19 protein-coding genes and 1 tRNA gene are annotated in these 23,746 nt (G+C 59.6%); 15 read left to right on the forward strand and 5 right to left on the reverse strand.

The features are described from left to right. Positions 1-114: 114 nt before the first annotated feature. From E6C55_RS22135 to E6C55_RS22150, 4 genes are read right to left on the reverse strand one after another with little or no spacing between them, the layout of a single operon-like run. The gene (locus tag E6C55_RS22135; protein ID WP_136372004.1) at positions 115-1,713 is read right to left on the reverse strand and encodes a helix-turn-helix domain-containing protein; all 1,599 of its coding nucleotides are present in this window, start codon (positions 1,711-1,713) and stop codon (positions 115-117) included. Continuing rightward, a complete protein-coding gene (locus E6C55_RS22140) occupies positions 1,698-3,476 on the reverse strand; it encodes a cache domain-containing sensor histidine kinase (RefSeq protein WP_136372005.1) in 1,779 nt (592 codons plus the stop codon). Before E6C55_RS22140 ends, E6C55_RS22135 begins: the two co-directional genes overlap by 16 nt. A 38-nt stretch (positions 3,477-3,514) precedes the next feature. After that, positions 3,515-4,360: a carbohydrate ABC transporter permease gene (locus E6C55_RS22145; protein WP_136372006.1), complete on the reverse strand. Its 846-nt coding sequence runs from the start codon at positions 4,358-4,360 to the stop codon at positions 3,515-3,517. Between the two features lie 20 nt (positions 4,361-4,380). Further along, positions 4,381-5,265, reverse strand: a complete 885-nt coding sequence (locus tag E6C55_RS22150; RefSeq protein WP_136372007.1) for a carbohydrate ABC transporter permease — start codon at positions 5,263-5,265, stop codon at positions 4,381-4,383. A 426-nt stretch (positions 5,266-5,691) separates the two neighbouring features. Here E6C55_RS22150 and E6C55_RS22155 point away from each other — a divergent pair, with 426 nt between their 5' ends. The 10 genes from E6C55_RS22155 (at position 5,692) to E6C55_RS22200 (ending at position 18,731) form a co-directional block, all read left to right on the forward strand. Further along, positions 5,692-7,029, forward strand: a complete 1,338-nt coding sequence (locus tag E6C55_RS22155) for an ABC transporter substrate-binding protein (RefSeq protein ID WP_136372008.1) — start codon at positions 5,692-5,694, stop codon at positions 7,027-7,029. Positions 7,030-7,144: 115 nt separating this feature from the next. Then, positions 7,145-8,032, forward strand: coding sequence for a carbohydrate ABC transporter permease (locus E6C55_RS22160; RefSeq protein ID WP_136372009.1), 888 nt, complete (start codon positions 7,145-7,147; stop codon positions 8,030-8,032). Next, a complete protein-coding gene (locus E6C55_RS22165) occupies positions 8,020-8,862 on the forward strand; it encodes a carbohydrate ABC transporter permease (protein WP_330999652.1) in 843 nt (280 codons plus the stop codon). The genes E6C55_RS22160 and E6C55_RS22165 overlap by 13 nt, the downstream gene beginning before the upstream one ends. Before the next feature lie 36 nt (positions 8,863-8,898). After that, entirely contained in the window at positions 8,899-10,728 is a 1,830-nt protein-coding gene (locus tag E6C55_RS22170) for a cache domain-containing sensor histidine kinase (protein WP_136372010.1), read from the forward strand. Further along, positions 10,722-11,528 (forward strand): response regulator transcription factor, encoded by an 807-nt coding sequence (locus tag E6C55_RS22175; protein WP_136372011.1) that lies wholly within the window; start codon positions 10,722-10,724, stop codon positions 11,526-11,528. Before E6C55_RS22170 ends, E6C55_RS22175 begins: the two co-directional genes overlap by 7 nt. Before the next feature lie 14 nt (positions 11,529-11,542). Then, positions 11,543-13,315 (forward strand): glycoside hydrolase family 35 protein, encoded by a 1,773-nt coding sequence (locus E6C55_RS22180; RefSeq protein WP_136372012.1) that lies wholly within the window; start codon positions 11,543-11,545, stop codon positions 13,313-13,315. Between the two features lie 27 nt (positions 13,316-13,342). Next, positions 13,343-14,512 carry a Gfo/Idh/MocA family protein gene (locus E6C55_RS22185; protein ID WP_136372013.1) on the forward strand — a complete coding sequence of 390 codons (1,170 nt, stop codon included), beginning with the start codon at positions 13,343-13,345 and terminating at the stop codon, positions 14,510-14,512. Continuing rightward, positions 14,509-15,759 carry a trans-sulfuration enzyme family protein gene (locus tag E6C55_RS22190; RefSeq protein WP_136372014.1) on the forward strand — a complete coding sequence of 417 codons (1,251 nt, stop codon included), beginning with the start codon at positions 14,509-14,511 and terminating at the stop codon, positions 15,757-15,759. The genes E6C55_RS22185 and E6C55_RS22190 overlap by 4 nt, the downstream gene beginning before the upstream one ends. Beyond that, complete coding sequence (locus tag E6C55_RS22195; protein WP_136372015.1) at positions 15,756-17,447, forward strand: DUF4091 domain-containing protein; 1,692 nt, start codon at positions 15,756-15,758, stop codon at positions 17,445-17,447. The genes E6C55_RS22190 and E6C55_RS22195 overlap by 4 nt, the downstream gene beginning before the upstream one ends. A 513-nt stretch (positions 17,448-17,960) precedes the next feature. Then, complete coding sequence (locus E6C55_RS22200) at positions 17,961-18,731, forward strand: SDR family NAD(P)-dependent oxidoreductase (RefSeq protein ID WP_136372016.1); 771 nt, start codon at positions 17,961-17,963, stop codon at positions 18,729-18,731. An 83-nt stretch (positions 18,732-18,814) separates the two neighbouring features. Here E6C55_RS22200 and E6C55_RS22205 read toward each other — a convergent pair whose 3' ends face one another. Next, positions 18,815-19,417 (reverse strand): TetR/AcrR family transcriptional regulator, encoded by a 603-nt coding sequence (locus E6C55_RS22205; protein ID WP_168735808.1) that lies wholly within the window; start codon positions 19,415-19,417, stop codon positions 18,815-18,817. 457 nt (positions 19,418-19,874) lie between these two features. Here E6C55_RS22205 and E6C55_RS22210 point away from each other — a divergent pair. The 5 genes from E6C55_RS22210 to E6C55_RS22230 all read left to right on the forward strand — a co-directional run bounded on the left by E6C55_RS22210 (position 19,875) and on the right by E6C55_RS22230 (position 23,617). Beyond that, positions 19,875-19,961 (forward strand) — tRNA-Leu (locus tag E6C55_RS22210). A gap of 140 nt (positions 19,962-20,101) precedes the next feature. Continuing rightward, positions 20,102-22,555, forward strand: a complete 2,454-nt coding sequence (locus tag E6C55_RS22215; RefSeq protein ID WP_136372018.1) for a TOTE conflict system archaeo-eukaryotic primase domain-containing protein — start codon at positions 20,102-20,104, stop codon at positions 22,553-22,555. 121 nt (positions 22,556-22,676) lie between these two features. After that, the gene (locus E6C55_RS22220; RefSeq protein WP_136372019.1) at positions 22,677-22,913 is read left to right on the forward strand and encodes a hypothetical protein; all 237 of its coding nucleotides are present in this window, start codon (positions 22,677-22,679) and stop codon (positions 22,911-22,913) included. A gap of 159 nt (positions 22,914-23,072) precedes the next feature. Then, a complete protein-coding gene (locus tag E6C55_RS22225; RefSeq protein WP_136372020.1) occupies positions 23,073-23,315 on the forward strand; it encodes a hypothetical protein in 243 nt (80 codons plus the stop codon). Next, positions 23,312-23,617 carry a type II toxin-antitoxin system RelE/ParE family toxin gene (locus E6C55_RS22230; protein WP_136372021.1) on the forward strand — a complete coding sequence of 102 codons (306 nt, stop codon included), beginning with the start codon at positions 23,312-23,314 and terminating at the stop codon, positions 23,615-23,617. The genes E6C55_RS22225 and E6C55_RS22230 overlap by 4 nt, the downstream gene beginning before the upstream one ends. Positions 23,618-23,746 lie beyond the last annotated feature (129 nt).

Below are 23,746 nucleotides of genomic sequence, written 5' to 3' on the forward strand. Positions count from 1 at the left end.
TAAAACCTCCCTTTGTCTTGTGCGCTAGCCGGAGAGCCCGGGTAACTGACTCGATTATAGGACGGAACCCGCGAGGGGGGAGAAGGACATTCCGACTGTGGAGGGAGGAGGATATCACTTTTTGTTCCGGTATTCCGTCGGCGTCAGCCCTGTATGCTTCTTGAACAGCTCGCTGAAGTAGGGACGGTCCTCGTACCCGAGCGAGGCGGCGATCTCCTGCACCTGAAGCCCGTCGGCGAGCATCGCCTTGGCCTTCTCCATACGCTGCTGGGTGACATACTGCATCAGCGTCAGCCCCGTCTCCTTCTTGAACAGGTTGGCGAAGTAGCTCGGGCTGAGGTGGACCGATCTGGCGCAATCGTTCACCGTCAAGCTCTGATCGATGTTCTCCTCGATATACGTCATGGTCCGCACGATCAGCTTCGCCGCGTCGCGGTTCTGCCGGTTCTCGAGCATGCCGCAGCCGAGCGCGCAGTAGTCGTGAAGCTTCCGCTGCCAGCCGCTCAGCGACAGGGAGGAGAACTCCTTGATCTCGGCCAGCTTCGTCTCGAGCTGCTGCCGCTCTTCGTCCTGCACCTGCTCCGAGAGGGCGCGGAACATGGAGAACGCGAGTCCGTACAGCAGGTTCGTCATGATGGCGGGCTCGGGCGGAACCGGGTACTGCGAGCATTCCATGAAAATATCGTCGAGCCACTTCGCCGCCCTGTCCAGGTTGCCCGACCGCAGCGCGAACAGCAGCTCCTTCTCCTTGTCGGCCGAGAAGCGAGGCGAGATGAAGCCGCTCTTCTCGGTATAGGGCAGGACGCAGTTGCCGCCGCTGTAGAACGAATAGGACAGCGCGGCCTTCGCCTGCTCATAAGACAAATAAACGCTCTGGATGCCGTCCGCCTGGGAGCCGACTCCGATCGAGACGGACTGCGATGTCCACCTGTCGATATTCTCCCGGCAGCGCTCCAGCAGCTCCGCCGCATCGAGCTGTCCCGGCGGGTTGAACACGGCGACGAACTGGTGCACGTTCTCGCGCAGCAGAATAAACTTCGTGTGCGAGGCGAGCGTCTCCTCCAGCACGTTCTGCACGGCGAACCGGCCCAGCTCGACCTCCTTGATCGGCAGCTCCCGCGCCTTCTCCTCGAAGTTGTCGATCTCGGCGATCATGACGAGCAGAGGCGAATACGCCATCTCCATCTGCAGGAAGCCCCATTGCCGGTTCAGCGACTCCAGGCTCGAGTCGTAGCGGAGCAGCCTGCGGCAGAACTCCTGCCGCAGGTGGGGCATGCTCTCGGCAAGCTGCCGCTCCATCTCGCGCAGGACGTCGCGGCGGGAACGCTCGCTCAGCACGGCTTCCTTCGCCTTCGTCACCGCGTCGACAACCTGGCTCGGGGTGAAGGGCTTCAGCAGGTAATCGAATGCGCCGAGCTTGACCGCTTCCTGCGCGTACGTGAAGTCGGTGTAGCCGCTGATGAAGATGATCTTGGACGGAATGTCTCCGTCCGCGACCAGCTTCACCATGTCGATGCCGCTGATGCCCGGCATGCGGATGTCGGTGACGACGATGTCGGGCTGCTTCTCCCGAATCAGCGCGAGCCCCTCCGAGCCGTCCAGCGCCGTGCCGACGACCTCGATTCCGTGTTGGTCCCACGGGATGCGGGTTGCGATCCCGTTCACGACCGTCTTGATGTCGTCGATGACGCACATCGTTACGATCCGTTCCATTCGTATTCCTCCTTCGGCATGGGAATAAGCAGAGTAACGGCCGTCTCCCGGCCGGGATCGCTCGTGAGCGTCATGGAAGCCTGCGCGCCGTAATATAGCGTCAGCCGCGCCCGAACGTTCGCGAGCGCGTAGCCCTTCAGCGACGAATCCGGCTCGTTCATTCGCCGGAGCACCTGGTCGACGTCCATGCCGCTGCCGTTATCCGCCACGCGCAGCCGCAGATGGGAGCCTTCCCGGCGCACGTCGATTCGGATCATCCCGTGCTCCTTGACATGCTCGAAGCCGTGCAGGATCGAATTCTCGACGAGCGGCTGCAGCAGGATCTTCAGAATCGGCATGGAGAGCAGCGCCCGGTCCTGCAGCGAGATGGAGAAGTCGAACCGGTCCTCGTAGCACTTCTGCTGGATGAACAGGTATTGACGGACGTGGTCGAGCTCCTTCTCGAGCGTCGTGATCTCGTTGCCGTTGTTCAGGCCGAGCCGGAACAGCAGGGACAGAGAGACAATCATCTCCTGCACGTCGGCGTACTCCTCGCTCTCGCTTTTCCAATAAATCGTGTTAAGGGTGTTGTATAGAAAATGAGGCTCGATCTGCGACTGAAGCGCCTTGATCTCCGACTTGCGCTTCTCCTGCTCCGACGCCTTGACCTCTGCAATCAGCGTCTGGAGCTGCTCCAGCATCCGATTGAACTTGTGGCCGACATGGCCGACCTCGTCCTCGTAAGGGCTCTCGAAGCGAACGTCCAGGTCGTTCTTCTCGACCTTGGCCATCAGGCGGCGCAGCTTGTACAGAGGCTTGAGCAGCACGTCCGACAGCAGCTTGGAGAAGAGCAGCGCAACAATGACGCAGGCGGCCATAATAATCAGGATGAGCCAGCGAATGTTCTTCATCGGCCGCAGCAGTTCCGCCTCGGACTGGACGCCGACAAGCGTCCAGCCGTCGTTCATCGTCGAGCCGGCATAGTTGACGAGCTGGCGATTGCCGTCGCGGTCGGTGAAGCGGAAGAAGCCCTTGCCGGTGCTGCGGGACATGTTGCTCAGGAAGGCCGGCTCCGCGCCGAAGTCGATGGACGAGCTGGACGGACGCACCACCTCGGAGCCGTCCGCATCGAGCAGGTACAAGCCGACCTGGTCGTCGATCAGATTCTCCTCGACAATCTCGCGGACAAGCGCCTCATTGAGGTTGACGGTCAGGAAGACGTCGGAGGAGTATTGGCTGCTGAGAGGACGAAGGAGCAGGGACAGCACCCGCTTGCCGCCCACGAACAGGGAGTCCTCGTGCGAACCGATCCATTGGACGCTCCAGGAGGGCCGATCGAGCCAGGAGCCGAACTCCCGGTAGTAGTCGGTCGACGCCAGCTTCGTATCCTTGGTCGCATAGAAGTCGCCGATCGGCGTGTTCAGCAGGACGGATTCCACGAGCGGCTCGTTCAGCTTCAACTGCACGAAAGGAACCTGCAGCGCGGACAGGTTCCGGTAGTAACTCGTATTGTTCTTCGCCTGGACGTCCTTCATCGTCTGAACGAACGCATCGCTCAGCATCAAGGTGTAGGAGGAGACGATGACGTGACGGAGGTGCTCGTCCAGCACCTGTGCCGACTTGTTCAGCGTATTCTGGCTCAGGCCGAGCGCATTGCGCTCCATGACCCGGGACGCGAAGTAATCGGAGAGCATCCCGGTCACAAGAATGCAGAACACCGTCAAGAGAATGTAGAAGAGCTGAATTCGTTGCTTAAGGGATAACCGATAGTAGGCATGCTTCATGAGATATCACTCCCCGCCTCCCATTATAGCGCAACAGGTCATCCCTTCACGGCTCCGGCGGATACTTGCATAAACGACTTGTTGGCGAAAATATAAACGACGAGCATCGGCAGGATCGACAGGCACGCTCCGGCCAGCATAAGCTGCGTCTCCGAGGCGGAGCCGATGCTGTAGCGCAGGCCGGCGAGTCCGACGGTGAGCGTCTGCAGCTCGGGCCTTGTCATCGTGAACACGAGCGGAAGAATGTATTCGTTCCACGCCCCGCGGAAGACGAACAGGCCGCAGACGGCAAGAGCCGGGCGAAGCAGCGGCAGCACGATGCGCCAGAATACGGAGTAGAAGTTGCAGCCGTCGATCAGCGCGGCTTCGTCGAGATCGCGCGGAATGCCGCGGAAGAAGCCGATCAGCATGAAGAAGATCGAAGCATGGGCGCTGATCAGGATGATGATGACGCCCCACAGCGACTTCTGCAGGCCGAGGCCGATCATCATGTCGAATTGGGGGCGAAGCACAACCGCCCCGATCGAGATGAACAGCATGCTCGCTTGGAGCACAACGTAGAAGCGCTTGCCGAAGAAGTTGGCGCGGTCGACGGCGTAGGCCGCCATCGTCGTCACCAGAAGCGTGCCGACCGTCGTGGCGGCGCTCACGAACGTGCTGTTCCACGTAAACCGGGAGAAGTTCGCCGCCTTCCAGGCGGTCGAGTAGTTGCCGAACTGCCATACCTTGGGCAGAATCGTCGCCCCGACCGTGACCTCCAGGTTCGTCTTGAAGGAGCCGAGCACGGTAAGCGCCACGGGGAAGAGCATCAGGAAGGCCGTCAGGAGCAGGAACAGCCACAGAATCGTTCTCGGCACCAGAGTCAGTATTTTCGCCGAAGTCATGGACAGCTTCCTCGCTTTCTTTAATAAATTTTGTCCATCTTCCTAGAGAAGTAGAAGTAGAGCGCCGTCACGACACCGACGATGATCGCCGAGGCGAAGCCGACCGCGCTGCCGTAGCCGAAGCGCTGCATGCTGGCCGTGTCAGCGGAGATGGGGAAGAACTGCTTGAACACGTACAGGTACATGACGTCGGTCTTGCCGTAAGGGCCGCCGCCGGTGAACACCATAATGCTCTCGTAGCCCTTGAGCGCAACCGTGATGGCGTACATGACGATCATCTGCAGCACGGGGCCGAGCATCGGGATCGTGATCTTGAACAGCTTCTGCGCCGCATTCGCTCCGTCCAGGGAAGCAGCCTCGTACAGATCGTTCGGAATGCCCTGCAGACCGGCGAGGAACAACAGCATGTAGTTGCCGACGCCGCCCCAGACGGCGATCAGAATCGTGGTCAGCATCGCGTAATCCGCGCCGAGCCAGTTGATCGGGGACGAGATCAGATGGTACTTCATCAGGAACTGATTGGCCATGCCGTTGTACGCGTTGAAAATAATAAAGAAGACGATGGACATGACGGAGGCGCTGATGATCGTGGGGAGGAAGTAGATCGCACGAAGCAATTGCCGGCCGCGGAACGCCTTGTTCAGGATGACGGCCAGAATAAGCGAGAGCGGGAGCGTCAGCACCAGCTTGCCTCCGGCGTAGATGAACGTGTTCTTGACCGAGTTCCAATATTCGGCGTCCCGCATCAGCCGGGCGAAGTTGTCCAGTCCGACGTAGGTGGCGGAGCCGTAGCCCGGATAGTCGTAGAACATATACCTGAGAGCCCACAGGATCGGGTAGACTCCAAGCGCCAGGGTCAACAGCAGACTCGGCATGATGAATGCGTATGGTTGGGTTTTTCTCATGGTCCTGCAGCCCTCCTCGAGTAGATAGTAAAGATTATAGAAGAGGGGGGAGCGGCGGCGAGATGGACGATTCCACTGTCTAGAGGGGAGAATGTGACTGTGATGGTTGTGAGGAGGGGGCGGGGAGGCGGCAGCAGCGGCGGCAGCGTCGGAAGCGGCAGAAGCGCGGCAGGGGAGCAGGGCGGACTTCGATGCGGGGTTTATGTTAGGAATAGTGACATTTTGAAAACGCCTTCCAATCATCGTGTTCCTTGCCGAAAAATGTAAGCGAACACATCGGAGGCCAATCGCCCTCGTCCTCGCTTCAACAAACAAAAAATAGCTAACAAAAACAAAATGCGGCCATTTGAATGTGATTTTAATTGACATAGTATAAACTTAGGCAATCGGCCATAAGCGCAGCAAGCAAAATGGGGAGGCTAACAAATGAAAAAGAAGAATGTGGCAGCAGGGTTGGCGATCACGCTCGGAATCGGGCTGCTGGCCGGGTGCGGCAGCTCGAACGACGATTCGAATGCATCGCCGTCGGCGAGCGCTTCGGCAGATACGGGGGCAAGCGCGCCGGCAAGCGAGTCGGCCAGCGCAGGCGCAAGCGGCGCCGATAACGGCGGCGAGGAGATCAAGGGCACGATCACGTGGGCGACGCACCGGACCGAGCTGGCCGATACCGACCTGAAGAAGTACGTCGAAGCGTTCGAAGCCAAATACCCGGGAACGACGGTCAAGATCGAAGGGCTGAAGGATTACGAGCAGACGATCCGCGTGCGGATGGCTGCGAACGAGTTGCCCGACGTGCTCTCCCTCGTCGAGACGACGCAATCGGACTTGCCGAAGTTCTATGAACCGCTCGACGACCTCGGGCTGAACGACAACATTTACTTCAAGGACTACAATTCCTACGACGGCAAGCTGTACGGCATCACGCAACAGGTGGCGATCAACGGCCTGCTGTACAACAAGCAGGCATTCGCCAAGGCCGGCATCGCCGAGCCGCCGAAGACGCTGGACGAGCTGTTCGCCGATGCGGAGAAGCTGAAGGCTGCGGGCATCGTGCCGATGGCGACCGCCTTCAAGGACGCCTGGACGCTGCAATACTGGACCGATCCGGCCGAGTTCATCTACGGCAGCACGGACCTGCGCAACGACAAGATCAATACGGACACGCCGTTCACGGTCGACGGCGCTTACGGCCAGGGGCTCGGCATCCTGAAGCAGTTCTATGACAAGGGCTATCTCGAGAAGGACGTCTACTCGGCGACATGGGATCAGACGCAGAAGGATCTCGCCTCCGGCAAAGCCGCGATGATGTACATCGGCAACTGGGCGATCTCGAACCTGCTCAGCAACGGCCTGTCGCTCGACGACATCGGCTTTGTGCCGTTGCCGTACGACAACAGCGGCACGTACAAGGGCATGATGCGCAACGACTGGGCATACGCAGTCAGCGCGACGAGCAAGAACAAGCCGCTCGCCAAGGCGTTCATCAAGTTCCTGCTCGAAGAGTCGGGCGACTACGCCGACCATATGATCATCTCGCCGCTGAAGGATCAACAGCAAAGCCTGAAGCAGATTACCGACTTTATGGCCTACAACCCGGAGATGCTCGAAGCCCAGTCGATCAGCGAAGACGTCAAGGCCGTCGAGAACAAGATGCAGTTCGATCCGTTCAAGTTCATTCAAGAAGTGACGGTCGGCAAGATGCAGGACGTGTTCGACAGCTACAACAAGAAGTGGAAGTCGACGAAGGCGGCGCTCGGCAAGTAACGGGACGGGCGGATCGATTCTCGGCATGACCGACAGAAGCGGATGGCCGGTCCTACGGACATCCGCTTCGTCGTCTCTGCCGCCGCGTCCGTCGATAAGAAAGGAGTGTTAGCGGATGGTCGACAGCCTATCGTACAGCCTGCAGAAGCGGATTCTGATCGTCCTGTTCCTGCTTGTCCCGATTGTGCTGCTGGTGTTGTTCTCCCTGTATCCTGCCGGCTATCTGGTCTATCTCAGCTTCATGAGCTGGGACGGCTTCAGCCCGGAGAAGACATGGGCGGGCATCGCCAACTACAAGGAAGTGTTCCAGACGAAGGAGATCTGGCAGGCGTTCGGCCACAACTTCGTCTATCTGATCTGGGGGCTGTTCCAGAACGCGCTCGGCCTGTTCTTCGCGCTGCTGCTCAATTCGCGGCTGAAGGGGCGCAACGCGTACCGGGTCATGCTGTTCATGCCTTATATTATGAACGGCGTCGCCGTCGCTTATATGTTCAACTACGTGTTCAATTCCGAATACGGCTCCTTCAACACGCTGCTGCGCGGCATGGGGCTCGACTCCCTCGCGATCAGCTGGTTCGGTTCGCCGAAGGCGGTCAATCACGTATTGGGCTTCATTACACTGTGGAAGTTCATGGGCCTCAACATGGTCATCTATCTCGCCGCGCTGCAGTCCGTTCCTTCGGAGATTGTCGAGGCCGCCAAGATCGACGGCGCTTCGCGCTTCCAGACGAGCATGCGCGTTGTCCTGCCCAACATTACCCAGGTCATCGAGCTTAACCTGTTCCTGACGATCATCGGCACGCTCGAGATGTTCGACCTGCCGTTTATTCTGACGGGCGGCGGCCCGCTCGGCGCGAGCGACACGTTCCTGACGAAGACGATCGCGACGGCGTTCAAGTTCAACAACTTCGGCCTGGCGTCCGCGATGAGCATCACCTTGATTGCCCTCGTCGTTGTCGTGTTGGGCGTGCAGCGGCTCGCAACGCGGAGGTGGTCGGATTGAGAGAGAAGGCATTCGCGCCGTTGACTCTATTTAAGCACTTCATTCTGTGGATAGCCGTTGTCCTGATCGTGTTCCCGCCGTATGTGCTCGTGATGAACGCGTTCAAGAGCAAGACGGAATTCGCCCAGACGAGCGTCTTCAAGCTGCCGCACAGCTTCCTCAACTTCGATAACTTCGTCTCGGTGATGACGCGTGCGCATCTGGACCGCGCTTACTGGAACACGCTGCTCATCATTGTCGCCGCCGTCATCGGCAACGTGGCGCTCGGGACGATGGTGGCGTACGTGCTCGGCCGGTTCGAGTTCAGGCTGAAGAAGCTCATCATGGGCACGTATATTGCGCTGTCGTTCGTGCCGATGATTACGACGCAGGTCGCGACGTTCACCGTTGTGAAGAATCTGCATCTGTACAACACGCTGTGGGCGGCGATTGTCCTTAACCTCGGTACGAGCGTGCTGCAGCTCTTTATTTATTTGCAATTCCTGCGGAATATTCCGAGGGAGCTCGACGAGGCCGCGATGATGGAAGGCGCATCGCTGTTCCGCATATACCGGACGATCATCTTCCCGCTGCTGACGCCGGCGACGGCGACGATCATCATCATCAAGACGATCAACATCTACAACGACATGTTCACCCCGTACTTGTACATGCCGGCGCAGAAGCTGACGGTCGTATCGACCAGCCTGATGAACTTCTCGTCGGAGCGGAGCACCGAATGGGAGATGATGTCCGCGGCCATTCTGATGATTATGGTGCCGATCATTGTGCTGTATTTGTTCTTCCAGAAGTACGTGTTTGCCGGGATCGTGAACGGTGCAGTAAAATAACGGTACTCGCACGTTCAGACAACGGGAGGAAGCGGCATGACGAAGATGGGATGGCGAATCGCGGGAAGGGCGTTCGAGAAGTTATGGGTGGCGTTCGCGAATCTCACCATGCAACAGAAGCTGCTGATCGTCTTCCTGACGCTTGTCTGCCTTCCGCTCTTCATGATCAGCTACGCTTCTTCCTATTATTATGCCCGCTCGATCAAGGCGAACACGACGTCGTACGCGACCGAGATCACCTCGAAGACGCTGCTCAAGATCGACGATTACGTGACGGACTTGTACAATATGTCGGCGATGCCGCTGTACAACAAGGACTTTCTCGGCTGGCTGGCCGATCCGAACACAGGGCTGGCCAAGGAGCAGGGAATGGATCTCTACATTAATAATTTGAACAAAATCAAGCCCGATACCGTGTCGGTCTATGTGTTCGATAACTACGGGCGCTTCAAATACAACATCAAAACCGGCGGCATCCGGAACAACCTCGACGAGGTCCGGGACGAATGGGCGAAGATCGCGATGGAAGCCGACGGCAATCCCGTGCTCGTCAGCACGCAGGAGGTGTCGACCGGGAAGGACAATTACTACGCCTTCTCCGTCATTCGGGAGCTGAAGCAGGTGAAGTTCGATCTTGCGCCGATCGGGTTCATCGTCTTCGATACGAATATTACGGCATTCGAGCGGCAGTTCCGCGACCTCGACGACGTGACGAAGGGGCAGACGGTGCTCGTCGACGAGAACGACAAGGTCATCTACGCAAGCGATCGCTCGCTGCTCACCCGCGATCTGTCAAGCGAGGAGTCGGTCCGGCAGGCGACGGCGACCTCGGGATCGTTCCCGATCCGGATCGACGGCGAATCGTACATCACGACGTATGCGAGATCCTCGTTGACCAATTGGAAGCTGATCGTCTACATTCCGACGGCGGAAGTGACCCGGCAAGCGGCGGTCACCCGCAACGTGACGCTGCTCATGTCGGGCCTCTTCGTGCTGCTGGCGCTCGGCATCGCGATTGCGATCTCGTACGCGCTCACCCGGCCGCTCAGCAAGATCAAGACGCTGATGCAGGAGGTGCAGACGGGCAATCTCGACGTCAGCTTCAACCAGCGCTACCGGGATGAGGTGGGCATGTTGGGCCGGCACTTCAACATCATGGTGACGCGCGTTCGCGATCTGCTCGAAGAGGTGAAGACGACGCAGACGCGCAAGAAGGAAGCGGAATATGCGGCGCTGCAGAGCCAGATCAATCCGCACTTCATCTACAACACGCTCGAGACGATCCGGATGAAGGCGGAGCTGAACGACGACGAGGAAGTGGCCGATATGACGTTCACGCTCGGGAAGCTGCTCCGCTACGGCGTCAATCACGAGGAGCAGCTTGCGACGATCGGGCAGGAGCTTGAGCATCTGGGCAACTACATCGCGCTGCAGAACATGCGGTTCTCGAACAAGTTCACGGTGCTTGTCGACATTCCGGAGCGCGATCATGACATCGGCTGCGTCAAGCTTATGCTCCAGCCGATCGTCGAGAACGCGATCCATCACGCGTTCAAGAACCGGCTCGGCACCGGCACGATCCGGATCGATGTCCGCCATGAAGGGACGGACGTCGTCTTCATCGTCGCCGACGACGGCTGCGGCATGAGCGAGCAGGAACTGAAGACGCTGCGCGAACGCGTCGCCGGCCGGCTTCCGCCCGCCGCGCGGGGGCGGGGCATCGGCCTGCGCAACGTGCGGGAGCGGATCAAGATGCAGTACGGCGAGGCGTACGGTCTGCGGATCGACAGCCGGGAGGGCGAAGGCACGGTCGTCGAGATTCGGCTGCCGCTGCCGCCGGAGCGGGAGGAGGCGGAGAGATGCTGAAGATTATGGTCGTCGACGACGAGGAGCAGATTCGCCTTGGCATCGCCAAGATTCTGTCCAGGTATCCGGGCGGCGTCGAGATCGCCGGCCAGCACGGCAACGGGCTGGAGGCGATGCTGCAGTTGTCCGGCATGGGACCGGACGATCTCGATGTCATCGTCACCGACATCGAGATGCCGATGATGGACGGCCTGCGCTTCATCGAGCAGGCGAAGGAGAAGCTGCCGAACGTCGTCATCATCATGCTGAGCGGGTACAACGACTTCGAGTACGCCAGACGGGCGCTGCGCGCGGGCGCGACCGATTACCTGCTCAAGCCGATGGACAAGGTCGAGGTGTTCAAGCTGCTGGACCGGTGCGCGGAGGCGAAGCAGGCGGCGGAGCGGGATGCCGGAGCGGCGGCTCCTGCGGCCGCCCCCGCTGCCGATCCGCAGCCGACCGGCGCGGCGGCGGCACCGGCGCCGCACAGCCTGGGCGCGGCGACCGCCGATCGGATCTGCAAGCTGATCGACCGGGAGTACAATCGCGACATCGATCTGCCTTACATCGCCGACAAGGTCGGCTTTAACGCAAGCTATATCAGCAAGCTGTTCAGCCGCGAGAAGGGCGAGACGATTACCGACTACCTCAACCGGGTGCGGATGGACAAGGCGAAGATGCTGCTGCGCGACCATCCGGGCCTGAAGGTGTACGAGATCGCCCATCTCGTCGGCTACGGCGACAAAATTTATTTCCAGAAGCTGTTCAAACGAACGGTCGGCGTGACGCCCCTCGAATACCGTGCGGGCACGCCCGACTAGCGGGGGAGAACGAGATGGCTACATTCGAGATCGCAGGCGACGGCTTCGTCCTGGACGGCAAGCCGATTCGCCTCATCAGCGGCGCGATGCACTACTTCCGCATCGTGCCGGATTATTGGGAGGATCGCCTCCGCAAGCTGCGGGCCTGCGGCTTCAACGCCGTCGAGACGTACATCGCCTGGAACCTGCACGAGCCGCAGGAAGGGCGCTTCGTCTTCGAGGGCATCGCGGACGTCGAGCGGTTCGTGCGGTTGGCGGGCGAGCTGGGCCTGCACGTCATTGTGCGCCCAAGCCCTTATATATGCGCGGAATGGGAATTCGGCGGCTTGCCCGCCTGGCTGCTGGCCGACTCCGAGCTGCGGCTGCGATGCGGCGATCCGCGGTTCCTCGCGAAGGTTAAGGCATATTACGACGAGCTGCTGCCGCGGCTGAAGCCGCTTCTCTGCACATCGGGCGGCCCGATCGTCGCGATGCAGATCGAGAACGAATACGGCAGCTACGGGAACGATCGGAATTACTTGAATTTTCTGAAGGATACGATGGTCGGGGCCGGGATGGATGTGCTGCTGTTCACCTCGGACGGCTCGGAGGACTACATGCTGCAGGGCGGCACGCTGCCGGGAACGCTCGCGACGCTGAACTTCGGCTCGAAGCCGGAGCAGGCGTTCGCGCGGCTGCTCGCCTATCGGCCGGAATCGCCGCTCGTCTGCATGGAATATTGGAACGGCTGGTTCGACCACTGGGGCGACGAGCACCATGTGCGGGGCTACGAGGACGTCGTCGACGTGCTGGACCGCATTCTCGCGGCCGGCGCTTCGGTCAACTTCTACATGTTCCACGGCGGCACGAACTTCGGCTTCTACAACGGGGCGAACCATATCGAGTTCTACGAGCCGACGGTGACGAGCTACGATTACCATGCGCTGCTGTCCGAATCGGGCGATCCGACGGACAAGTATTGGGCGATCCGGGACGTGATCGGCCGGTATGCGGAGCTGCCCGATGTGCCGCTGCCCGCCGTCTCGCCGAAGCGGGGCTACGGGAACGTGCGGCTGACGGAGCGCGCTTCGCTGTTCGCATCGTTCGATCGGCTGGGGCCGGCGATTCCGTCCGTCTATCCCGAGACGATGGAGCGGCTTGGCCAGGATTACGGCTTCCTCTGGTATGAGACGGAGGTGTCCGGTCCGCAGGAGCAGTGTGCGATCATCGTGCAGGAGGTTCGGGATCGGGCCTCGATCTATCTCGACGGGCGGTTCGTCGGCGTTGTCGAGCGGTGGGGAGCCGATTCCGTTGTCGCCGACATTCCCGCCGGAGGGGCGAAGCTTGGCATTCTGGTGGAAAATATGGGGCGCATCAATTACGGCTCGCGGCTGCGGGACGTGAAGGGCATCACGGAGGGCGTCAAGACCGGCGCGAAGCTGTACAATCACTTCCTGTTCAACTGGACGATTCGCACGCTGCCGCTAAGCGATCTGTCGGGCCTGGTGTATGAGCCTTGCGGGACGAGCGGTTCGCTTGGCGACTTGGGCGACGAGCCTGCCTTCTATCGGGGGACGTTCACGGTCGACGAGCCGGCGGACACGTTCCTGAAGCTCGAAGGCTGGACGAAGGGCGTCGCTTATGTCAACGGATTTAATCTCGGCCGTTATTGGGAGCGCGGTCCGCAGAAGACGCTGTATGTGCCGGCGCCGCTGCTGAGGGCGGGCGTCAACGAGCTGGTCGTCTTCGAGTTGCACGGCACGGCTCGCCCGGTCGCGGTGCTGCAGGATGTCGCGGAGCTGGGATAACGGACGGAAGAAGGAGGAAGGATCGCGATGAGAGTCGGCATTATCGGATACGGCACCCGCATGCATTATTTTGTGGATCGGCTGCTGGAGTTGGAGCAAGGGGTGCAGGTGGCGGCCGTGGCCGACATCGATATCGGCAAGGCGCAGGCGAAGCTCGGACAGAAGGGGAGCGCCGCCGAAGGGGTTCGCTGCTATGAGCGTGCGGACGATATGCTGGCGGCGGAGGAGCTCGACGGCGTTATGATCGGCACCCGCTGCTCGCTGCACACCGAGATGGCGCTCAAGGTGATGGCGCGCAACCTCCCGCTGTTCCTCGAGAAGCCCGTCGGCATTACGCCGGCGGATCTGGCGAAGCTGCGCGAGGCGTCGGCGCGCTCGACGTCGGAGGTCGTCGTCTCGTTCCCGCTGCGCAACACGCCGGCGGCGGTGCTCGTCAAGGAAATTATCGATTCGGGCCGCCTCGGCACGATCGAGCATGTGCAAGCGGTCAACAATGTGCCGTACGGCGGCGTCTATTACCATGACTGGTACCGCAACGAAGCGGAGACCGGAGGGCTGTTCCTGCAGAAGGCGACGCACGATCTCGACTGCCTGAATTTCCTGCTCGGCATGGAGCCGACGGCGGTGGCGGCGATGGAGTCGAAGCGGGTGTTCGCGGGCGGCAAGCCTGCGGGGCTCCGCTGCGGCGACTGCGACGAATATTATACGTGTCCGGAGAGCCCGTACGTGCTTAAGCGCGTCGCGCGGGAGGAATCGACGGGCGACGGCTGCGCCTTCGCGGTCGATACGGGCAATCACGATTCCGCGAGCATTCTGATCCGCTACGAGACGGGGATGCATGCCGTCTATTCGCAGAACTTCTATGCGAGGAAGGAAGCCGGCCGGCGCGGCGCGCGGCTCATCGGCTACAAGGGCACGGTCGAGTTCGACTGGTACCGCGACGAGGTGAAGGTATTCATGCACCATACGCCGCGGACGGAGACGTACAAGCTCGAAGCGGCGAAGCTGCCGCACTTCGGCGGCGATTCGGCGCTTGCGCTCAACTTCCTCGGCGTCATGCGCGGCGAGGAGCGCTCGGCGACGCCGCTCGCGATGGGCATCTCGAGCGCGCTGATGTGCTTGAAGGCGGAGCAGGCGGCCAAGTCCGACGTCTACCAGACGATCGGCCCCGACGGCGGCCAAGGAGTGGTCTCGTGAGCGGCCGACTTCGCGACTCCCATACGATCGTCGCGCACGATGCTTACGACGGCAAGCATTACGGCGCCGTGCATACGCCGATCTACGACACGAGCCTGTTCGCGTTCCCGACCGTCGCCGACATGGACCGGGCGGACGGAGATGCGGGCAGCTTCGTCTATTCGCGCGGCAACAATCCGACCGTCCGCGCGCTGGAGGCGAGGCTCGCGGAGCTGGAAGGCGGCGAGGACGCCCGCTGCTTCGCGACCGGCATGGGCGCGATCTCGGCGGCCGTCCTCGCTTCCGTGCGGGCGGGCGACCATATCGTCTGCGTCGATCAAGCCTACGGCCCGGCCCGGCGCTTCATCGGCGACTACCTGCGCCGCTTCGGCATCGAAGCGGACTTCGCGGACGGTGCCGACCTCGCCTCGATCGAAGCGGCTTATCGGCCGAACACGAAGCTGCTGTACCTCGAGAGCCCGACAAGCCTGTTCTTCGAGCTGCAGGATCTGCGCGCCTGCGCGGCATCCGCCCGCGCGAGGGGCATTCGCACCATCGTCGACAATACGTGGGCGTCGCCGATTTTCCAGCGGCCGCTTGAGCTGGGCGTCGATCTCGTCGTCCATTCGCTCACGAAGTATGTCGGCGGCCACAGCGATGCGCTCGGCGGCGTCGTTGTCGGCAGCGCCGCGGCGATTGCCGAGTTGAGCCGCCAGGAGCTTGTGCTGCTCGGCGCGGTGATGCTGCCGCAGACGGCCGCGCTGCTGCACCGCGGGCTGCGGACGCTGCCGCTGCGCATGGAGCGCCACCAGGCCGGGGGCCTCGCGGTCGCCGCTTACCTGGAATCGCTGCCGTTCGTTGACCGCGTCCACTTCCCGGGCCTTGCTGCGCATCCGCAGCACGGGCTGGCCCGCGCGCAGATGCGCGGCTTCGGCGGCCTGCTCTCGTTCGAGGCGGGCGCCGACCGGGAGCGGCTCGCCCGCTTCGTCGATGTGCTGCGCTGCTTCCGCATCGGCTTCAGTTGGGGCGGCTACGAGAGCCTGGTCAGCCTGCAGGAGGGCGGACGCGGGACGCCGCGCAGGCGAGTGCCGGTTGTCCGCCTGCATGTCGGCCTTGAGTCGCCGGACGATCTGATCGGCGATCTGGCGCAGGCGTTCCGCGCGGCGGGCTTCGGCCGAGCAAGCGACAGCCGAGCGGACGACGGCCGAGTGGACGACGACCGAGCGAACGGCGGGGATCGGCAAGAGGGAGAGGAGGAAGGCGAATGAGCACACAGGCGACAACAACGATTCGCTGGGAGATGAGGTGCGTCAGCTCGCTCGCGAAGGTGTTCCCCGATGAGGAGCTGACGCACGGGGAGCATGGCGCGGGCTCGGCGCTGCGCGGCGAAGCGTATTCGTTCCAGGTTGCGTACCGGCTGCCCGAAGCGGCCCGGAGCCTCTGGACGCGCGTGACCGTCGCTTCGCCGGGCTGGCGGGGCACGCTGACCGCGCAAGCGGTTGGCCTCGCGCCGTCGGCGCTGCCCGGCTACGGCGACGCCGACGCGCACGTGCTGCGCGGCAAGCCGGGGCTGTTCCCGGACCCGCTGCTGCCGCTCGGGCCGGGCGGGAAGCTCCGGGCGCTGCCGAACCAGTGGCGCGCCCTCTGGATCGAGGCGGTTGCGGCGGCCGACGAAGCGCCGGGGGTGCACCCCATCGAGGTGCGCTTCATGAACGATGACGGCGCTGCGGCCGCAGCCGAGACATTTCTGTTGGACGTCATCGATGTCGTACTGCCGGAACAGGAGCTGCTGCATACGGAATGGCTTCACGCCGACTGTCTTGCGACGCAATACGGCGCGGACGTCTTCGGCGAGCGGCATTGGGAGCTGCTCGAAGCCTATGCGGCGACGGCGGCGGCTCATGGCGTCAACCTGCTGCTGACGCCGCTGTTTACGCCGCCGCTCGATACGGCGGTCGGCGGCGAGCGGCCGACGGTGCAGCTTGTCGATGTGAAGCTGACGGCGGACGGCTACGCGTTCGGCTTCGACCGGCTGACGCGCTGGATCGGCATGTGCGAACGCGTCGGCATACGCAACTTCGAGTTCTCGCATCTGTTCACCCAATGGGGAGCGAAGCACGCGCCGAAGATTGAGGCGGAGGAGAACGGCGCGCTCGCGAAGCGCTTCGGCTGGCATACCGACGCCGCGGGCGAGGAGTACGGCCGATTCCTGGACAGCTTCCTGCCCGCGCTGCTGGCTTACATTCGCGAGCACGGCCTGGAGGGCCGCGTGTTCTTCCATGTCTCCGACGAGCCGCGCGAGGAGGACCTTGCCTCGTACACGGCCGCGAGCGAGCGGCTTCGCCGTCATGTCGGCGAGCTGCCGGTGCTGGACGCGCTGTCGGACTTCGCGTTCTACGAGCGCGGACTCGTCGGCCAGCCGATTCCGGGGAGCGATCGCATCGAGCCGTTCCTCGAAGCCGGCGTGCCGGACTTGTGGACGTACTACTGCTGCGCCCAATACAAGGAAGTCGCGAACCGCTTCTTCGACATGCCGTCGGCGCGCAGCCGGATTCTCGGCGCTCAGTTGTACAAGTTCCGCATGAAGGGCTTCCTGCACTGGGGCTACAACTTCTGGTACTCGCAATATTCGCTGCGGGCCGTCAACCCGTTCGAGACGACGGACGCGGACGGTGCGTTCCCGTCGGGCGACGCGTTCCTCGTCTACCCGGGCGAGAACGGACCGGTCGAGTCGATCCGGCTCAAGGTCGTGCGCGAAGCGCTTCAGGACTTGCGGGCTCTGAGGCTGCTGGAGTCGCTCGCCGGACGGGAGGCAACACTGCGGCTGCTGGAGCAGGGGCTCGAGACGCCGCTTACGTTCCGCGCCTATCCGCGCGAGGCGGACTGGCTGCTCGCGCGGCGCGGGCTTGTTAATGAAGCGATCCGCGAGCGAACGAGCCGCCAATCGCCTTTATAGGCCGCACCGACCTAGCGACACGCTGCTCCGCCCCCACTCGAGCCCTTGCAAGCGAGACGGAAGGAGGACGGAAGCCGTCGATGCCGCTTGGCAGCCGGATTTTTATACGAAAATTCACATTGGCACAGCTCGCAAACAGGGAGTTTGGGCAATTATATGTGAAAAATAGCATACATGGAGAAAAGTCCGGGCCGAGTTGCCGCATGTATGCGAAAAGCCGCATAAAAAGCCGCGATTCCTTCGAATCCGGGCCAACGAATGTGAAAAATCGCATAAACGACCGTCAGGGCGCCCTCCCTGGCGGTTCTTTGCCATGTCGGCCAGAAGCGACAAATACGCGCCAAGTGTTCGTTATCGCGGCATTCCCGTCAGATAATCGATACGGGAGCGGGGGCTGTCGCTTAATGAACAAAAGCGCTTTCATTTGCCGATTGAGCTATTCGCCTCCGATTCCTATACTTGGAGTGTAAAGCCGAATCGCATTCGGGCCAAAAAGAAAGGATGTTGTGCACAATGGGCAGACTGACAGGCAAAGTAGCCATCATCACGGGAGCGGCAAGCGGAATGGGACTTGCGGGCGCTCAATTGTTCGCCAGAGAAGGCGCGAAGGTCGTCGCAACGGACATTGTCGTCGATGTGCTCCAGGAGAAAGTGAACGAGATCGTCGCCGCGGGCGGCGAAGCGATCGCGCTGAAGCTTGACGTATCCAACCCCGATTCGTGGAAGTCGGTTGTCGAAGAGACTGCTGCCAAGTACGGCCGCATCGACATTCTCGTCAACAACGCCGGCATTCATATTGCCAAGGGCATTCTCGAAGCCGAGCTGCCGGACTGGAATAAAGTGATGGACATCAACACGTCGGGCGTCTGGCTGGGCATGAAGGCCGTCATCCCGTACATGCAGAAGAACGGCAAAGGCTCGATCGTCAACACGTCCTCGATCGCCGGCATTATCGGCGGCATCTCCGACGCTCAAGGCGCCGCCTACAGCGCGTCCAAGGGCGCCGTCCGCTCGCTCACGAAGCACGCGGCCCAGTGGTTCGCCAAGGACAATATCCGCGTCAACTCCGTGCATCCGGGCGCCATCTTCACGGGCCTCGCTGTCAACGCGGGCATCAAGTCGCAGGAGGAGATGGGCTCATTCTACGTGAACCATGCTCCGCTTCCGCCCCATGCCGGCGAATCGATGGATATCGCACATGCTTACTTGTTCCTCGCCTCGGACGACGCGAAGTTCATTACCGGCGTCGAGCTGCCCGTCGACGGCGGCTGGACAAGCAACTAACGGCAGATTCCCCACTTGGAAAAAAGAGCTTCGGCCCGCTGCCGAAGCTCTTGCGCTAGATGTCATTCTTGTTCGCGATACGATCAATCGAGGTTCGAGAGGTACGATTCCTGCGAGCGATTCAGCCGCGTCAATTCGACAAGCTGTTCGGCCAGGTAGGCCGGATTGTGCTTGAAGTTGTTCTGCACCCATTCCGTCATAATGCCAAGGACCGCGTTCGCCTGGTAGCACGCCATCACTTCCTTGTCGATCGCGGGATTCGGGGAGAGCTCCGTCATGTCTGCGAGATAGAGGTGCTTCAACGTCTCGTAAATGCGGTTCTTGAACTCGGGCAGGCTGTTCGTCTTCACCATCAGCGTATAGACGGCGGCATAGTTCTGCACGTGATCGAAGATCTTGATGTTGGAAGGGCGCAGCATCTGGACATCGAAGTTCTTCATGTTGGCGTACGGATAGCGATACGCGCGGATCAGATCGGACAGCACGTCGCTTAGAATATCGTCAAGCAATTGTTCCTTGCACGAATAATGCTTATAGAAGGTGCCGCGATTCAGCTCGGCCGATTCGACGATATCCGTAATGGTAATCTCGCCGAACTCCTTGCGCGACATCCAGCCGAGAAGCGCCTGCTTCAGCGCGGCCTTCGACTTGGCAACCCTGCGATCCGTCGTCAGCGAATTCGTCATAACTTCCACCTTTTTTCCATGAGATGCGTCCAAGAGGAGCAGGAACCGTTCGCAGTTCTCATTATAATAGGAAAAGAAGGAGAAGAAAATCGCAAAGAAGAAAATCATAGCTTGACTAGAGCCGATGCTCTGTGATAAATTATATTTCGCTGACGTCGCGCTAAGCGGCGGCAACGGCAAACATGCGGACGTGGCGGAATTGGCAGACGCGCTGGATTCAGGTTTTGGCGAGGAAGCAATTTATCGCGGCTACCGGCTCTCAGCCCGCACAGTGATTGGATGCTTGCAAAATGGCCAGCGCGCCAAACAAGCACAGGTCTCACCAATCCTTGAATTTCCCTCTAAGGTTTGACGTACCACGCTAATGTGATTATTAGCGCGGCCGACATAGGCGCGGCTGGTGTGTCGACAGTAACTCTGTAGGGGAAGAGAGTCAAGTCAAGGAACAATTGAATATGCGGTCGTGGCGGAATTGGCAGACGCGCTGGCTTCAGGTGCCAGTAATGGAAACATTGTGGAGGTTCGAGTCCTCTCGACCGCACCATATCTTCAAACAAACTCTTCCTTCGGAAGGGTTTTTATTTTGTGTTACAACATGTTATCGTAAAGATAGATAAGACCAACAACGCTGAAGGGGATTATGAAATGGCTCGAAAGCAGGAACGCACGGAGAAGGCTATACAAATGGAATTGAACTTGGTTCCGGCCGACTACGAGCGCCTGCAGGCCGAAGTTCATCGATTGCGTTTGGAAAACGCAAGCCTTCAGTCTGAAGTGAGACAGTTGAAAAACAGACTTCAATCTCAGGACAGTTCACGTGAAAATGAAGCAAAGTCGATCTTACCGCCAGAGCCATTGAAGGAAGCAGAAGCAGACTTCGAGCGGCAAGGCTCCGACTTTAACGTCACGAAACAGTCGGATCTTCAGGATAAAATCGCCCTGTTCCGATCCTTCTTCCGGGGACGGGAAGATGTCTATGCCTTGCGGGGAGTCGACAAGACCGGAAAGGCCGGGTATTTCCGGGCGCGCGAATACTTGGGCAAAGAAAATGGCCGAGCGGTATGGGGCGAAGACCTGCCCATAACGGATGAGGTCATTGCCCAGCATCTGCAGCGGGAACAGCGTCCGGTTACCCTTGGCCTTTATCCGCTCCTGACCAATGAAACCTGCTGGTTTCTGGCCGTCGACTTTGACAAATCGGGTTGGCAGGAGGACAGTTCCGCCTTCTTGTCCGTATGCCGTCATAAGAAGGTTCCGGCGGCTTTGGAGCGTTCCCGCTCGGGGAACGGAGGGCACGTATGGATCTTCTTCGAGGAGCCGCTGCCGGCCAAAACCGCCCGCATGATGGGAAGCAGTCTGCTTACGCTCGCCTTGGAGCATCGGCATCAGATCGGATTGGATTCCTACGACCGGATGTTTCCCAATCAGGACACGCTCCCCAAAGACAAGAAGCTCGGCAATCTGATCGCTCTGCCGCTGCAACGAGGGCCGGGCAAGGCAGGAAACAGCCTGTTTGTCGACGACCATCTGGAGCCCTACCGAGATCAATGGCAGTTTTTGTCCTCCCTGCGCAAAATGAAGCGAGTGGAAGCGGAAGCGCTTGTTGATGAAGCGCTGCGGAAGGGAAGTGTGCTTCGAATCGCCCGCGCTTCCGACGAGGATGACGATGATGATGCGATGCCTTGGCATGCAGAAACGGCAACGGCAGATGCATGGAAAGAGAATTTCCCCGAGCGAATGAAGCTGGTCATCAGCGACAAGCTCTATATTGAAAAAGAAGGGTTGACGTCCTCTCAAATCAACGCATTCATTCGGCTGGCTGCCTTTCAGAACCCCGACTTCTACAAAGCGCAGAAGATGAGGCTCTCCACCTTCGGAAAGCCTCGCATTATCAATTGCTCCGCCGAATTTTCGCGTCATATTGCCCTGCCGAGGGGCTGTTTGGAGAGCGTTCTGGAACGGCTGGAAAGCCGGGGCACGACCGTGGAGTTGGCGGACGAAAGAGTAACGGGACACCCCCTTCAGATCGATTTTCGCGCCGAGTTGAAGGCGGAGCAGTCCAAAGCCGCGGCGGAATTGCTGCGACACGACACAGGGATTTTAGCGGCAACGACGGCGTTCGGCAAAACCGTGATCGGTGCCTGGATGATTGCAGCCAGAGGCGTCAGCACGTTGGTGCTGGTGCATCGCAGACAGTTGTTAGAGCAATGGAAGGCGCAGTTGGCTTTATTTCTGACCATCCCGGCCGACGAAATCGGACAATGGGGAGGCGGTAAAAACAGCCGTACCGGACGACTGGATGTCGCCATGCTGCAATCCGTTCACGGTCGTGAGGATTTGCCGTCCGTTCTTGGCGAATACGGTCAGATTATTGTGGATGAATGTCATCATATTTCCGCCTTTAGCTTCGAGCAAGTGCTGAGCCGAGCCCGCTCCAAATACGTGTTGGGATTGACCGCCACCTATGTGCGCAAGGACGGACATCATCCGATCGTCAGCATGCAATGCGGCCCGGTACGTTACCGCGTGGATGCAAAGACGCAGGCGAAAAATCGGCCGTTCCGGCATGTCTTGCTGCCGCGCTCGACCTCCTTCAGCATTCCCGAAGCGGAAGCAGCCGACTTGTCGATCCAGGAGCTCTACGATCGGTTGATTGCCAACGAGCGCCGCAACGATCAAATCTTTGACGACCTGCTGAAGGCGTTGGACCAGGGCAGATCGCCGTTATTGCTGACGGAGCGGACGGCTCATTTGGACTATTTTGCGGAACGGCTCAAGCCCTTCGCGAAAAATGTGATCGTGCTGCGCGGCGGCATGGGGAAGAAGCGTTGGAGGGACATTCAGGAGCAAATTCGTTCTGTGCCTGAAGATCAGGAAAGAGTGTTTTTGGCCACCGGCCGGTTTGCCGGCGAAGGCTTCGACGATGCCCGATTGGATACGCTATTTCTGGTGATGCCCATTTCATGGAAGGGAACGCTTCAGCAATACGCTGGCCGGCTTCATCGCATGTATGAATCGAAGCGGGAAGTGCAAATTTACGACTACGTCGATCAGGAGGTTCCCAAGCTGATGCGGATGTATGCGAAACGAAGGAAGGGATACCTTGCGATGGGTTACAGCGAAGAAGCGCGAACCTGACGGAAGCAGCAGCATTTCACCTTGTCGGGCTTGAAAATCGAAATCGGGTTCAGTGGCGAGAGCGGAAAGGTTTTAAAATATGGTATAATGATCCCAAATCGAAAATGCGAGGTGTCTTTCCATGCTTCCACAAAAAATGGATGCCGATACCGTAAAGGAATTGCGGAACATCCTGCGTAAAGTCAATATCACGTATCCGCGAGTGATTATTGATTTTAATCAGGAGACCGTGGAAATGGAAGAGACGGGCGACTGCAGCGTGGATGATCTGCTCCAGTCTGCAGGCGTCTTGTCCCCGGAGAGGATCAAGGAATTAAAGGATGAAGTCGGTCGCATGCGCGAGGACTGGGACCGATGACGAAGTAAGGCTATCTCATGGATACAAATGTTGCGATTGTATGTTTGTTGTAGTCCTTTGGCACCTATTTCGAAAAGGGCCTTCGCCTGCTTCGGGAATGGTTTGCTTCAGCCCCAATGTGTTATAATTGCCTCATACTCCATATGGGAGGGAATTCATATGAAGCTGCTCAAACTCAATAACGATGAACTGTCAACCGCCATCACAAGTGGCGACACCTATATTCAGGTCGGAAGCCGCAAGTTTATGTTGTTTGAAGTTGATGAAATAAGCCAGTCAGGGAACTATGAAGTCACGGATCCGGAAGAAGAAACATTGTTGCTGGATGCCATGAAAGCAGATAATCCGTCTCTTTCCAAGCAGGAAGTGCTCGAACAGTTAGCGCGGCGCAATCGGCAATGAGGATGATTTGGAAGCAGTCAGCATTACAATCCCTTATCAGGCTGGATGTTTGGCGTGAGGAACATGGATGGCCTGCGATCGCCGAGCATTTGGTGGAGATCATTGAATCGTATTTTGAACAACAAGACTTTTCTGTTTTTCTTCCCGGCAGAGGCGTTTCGATTCAAGGAATGCCCGTCAATATGAGAATGACACTGATTAGACCGGGCAAGTCGGATCCTTACAAGGTGTTTTATCGGTATAACCAAGATGCAATCGAAATTTTCCTGATTCGTCATCCTTATCAAAAGTCATTGTTGTAATCCCGATAGACAAGTTCCTTCCCTTTTCATTTTCTCCGAATTTGCTAAAACCCTGCCGAACAATGGGACGGCGGGCTACCCATTGTTTTTCGTCCCCTTTGGTTGGCGTTAGACCTCTCCGACTACTGA

Source organism: Cohnella fermenti, assembly GCF_004801405.1.
Taxonomy (GTDB): domain Bacteria; phylum Bacillota; class Bacilli; order Paenibacillales; family Paenibacillaceae; genus Cohnella; species Cohnella fermenti.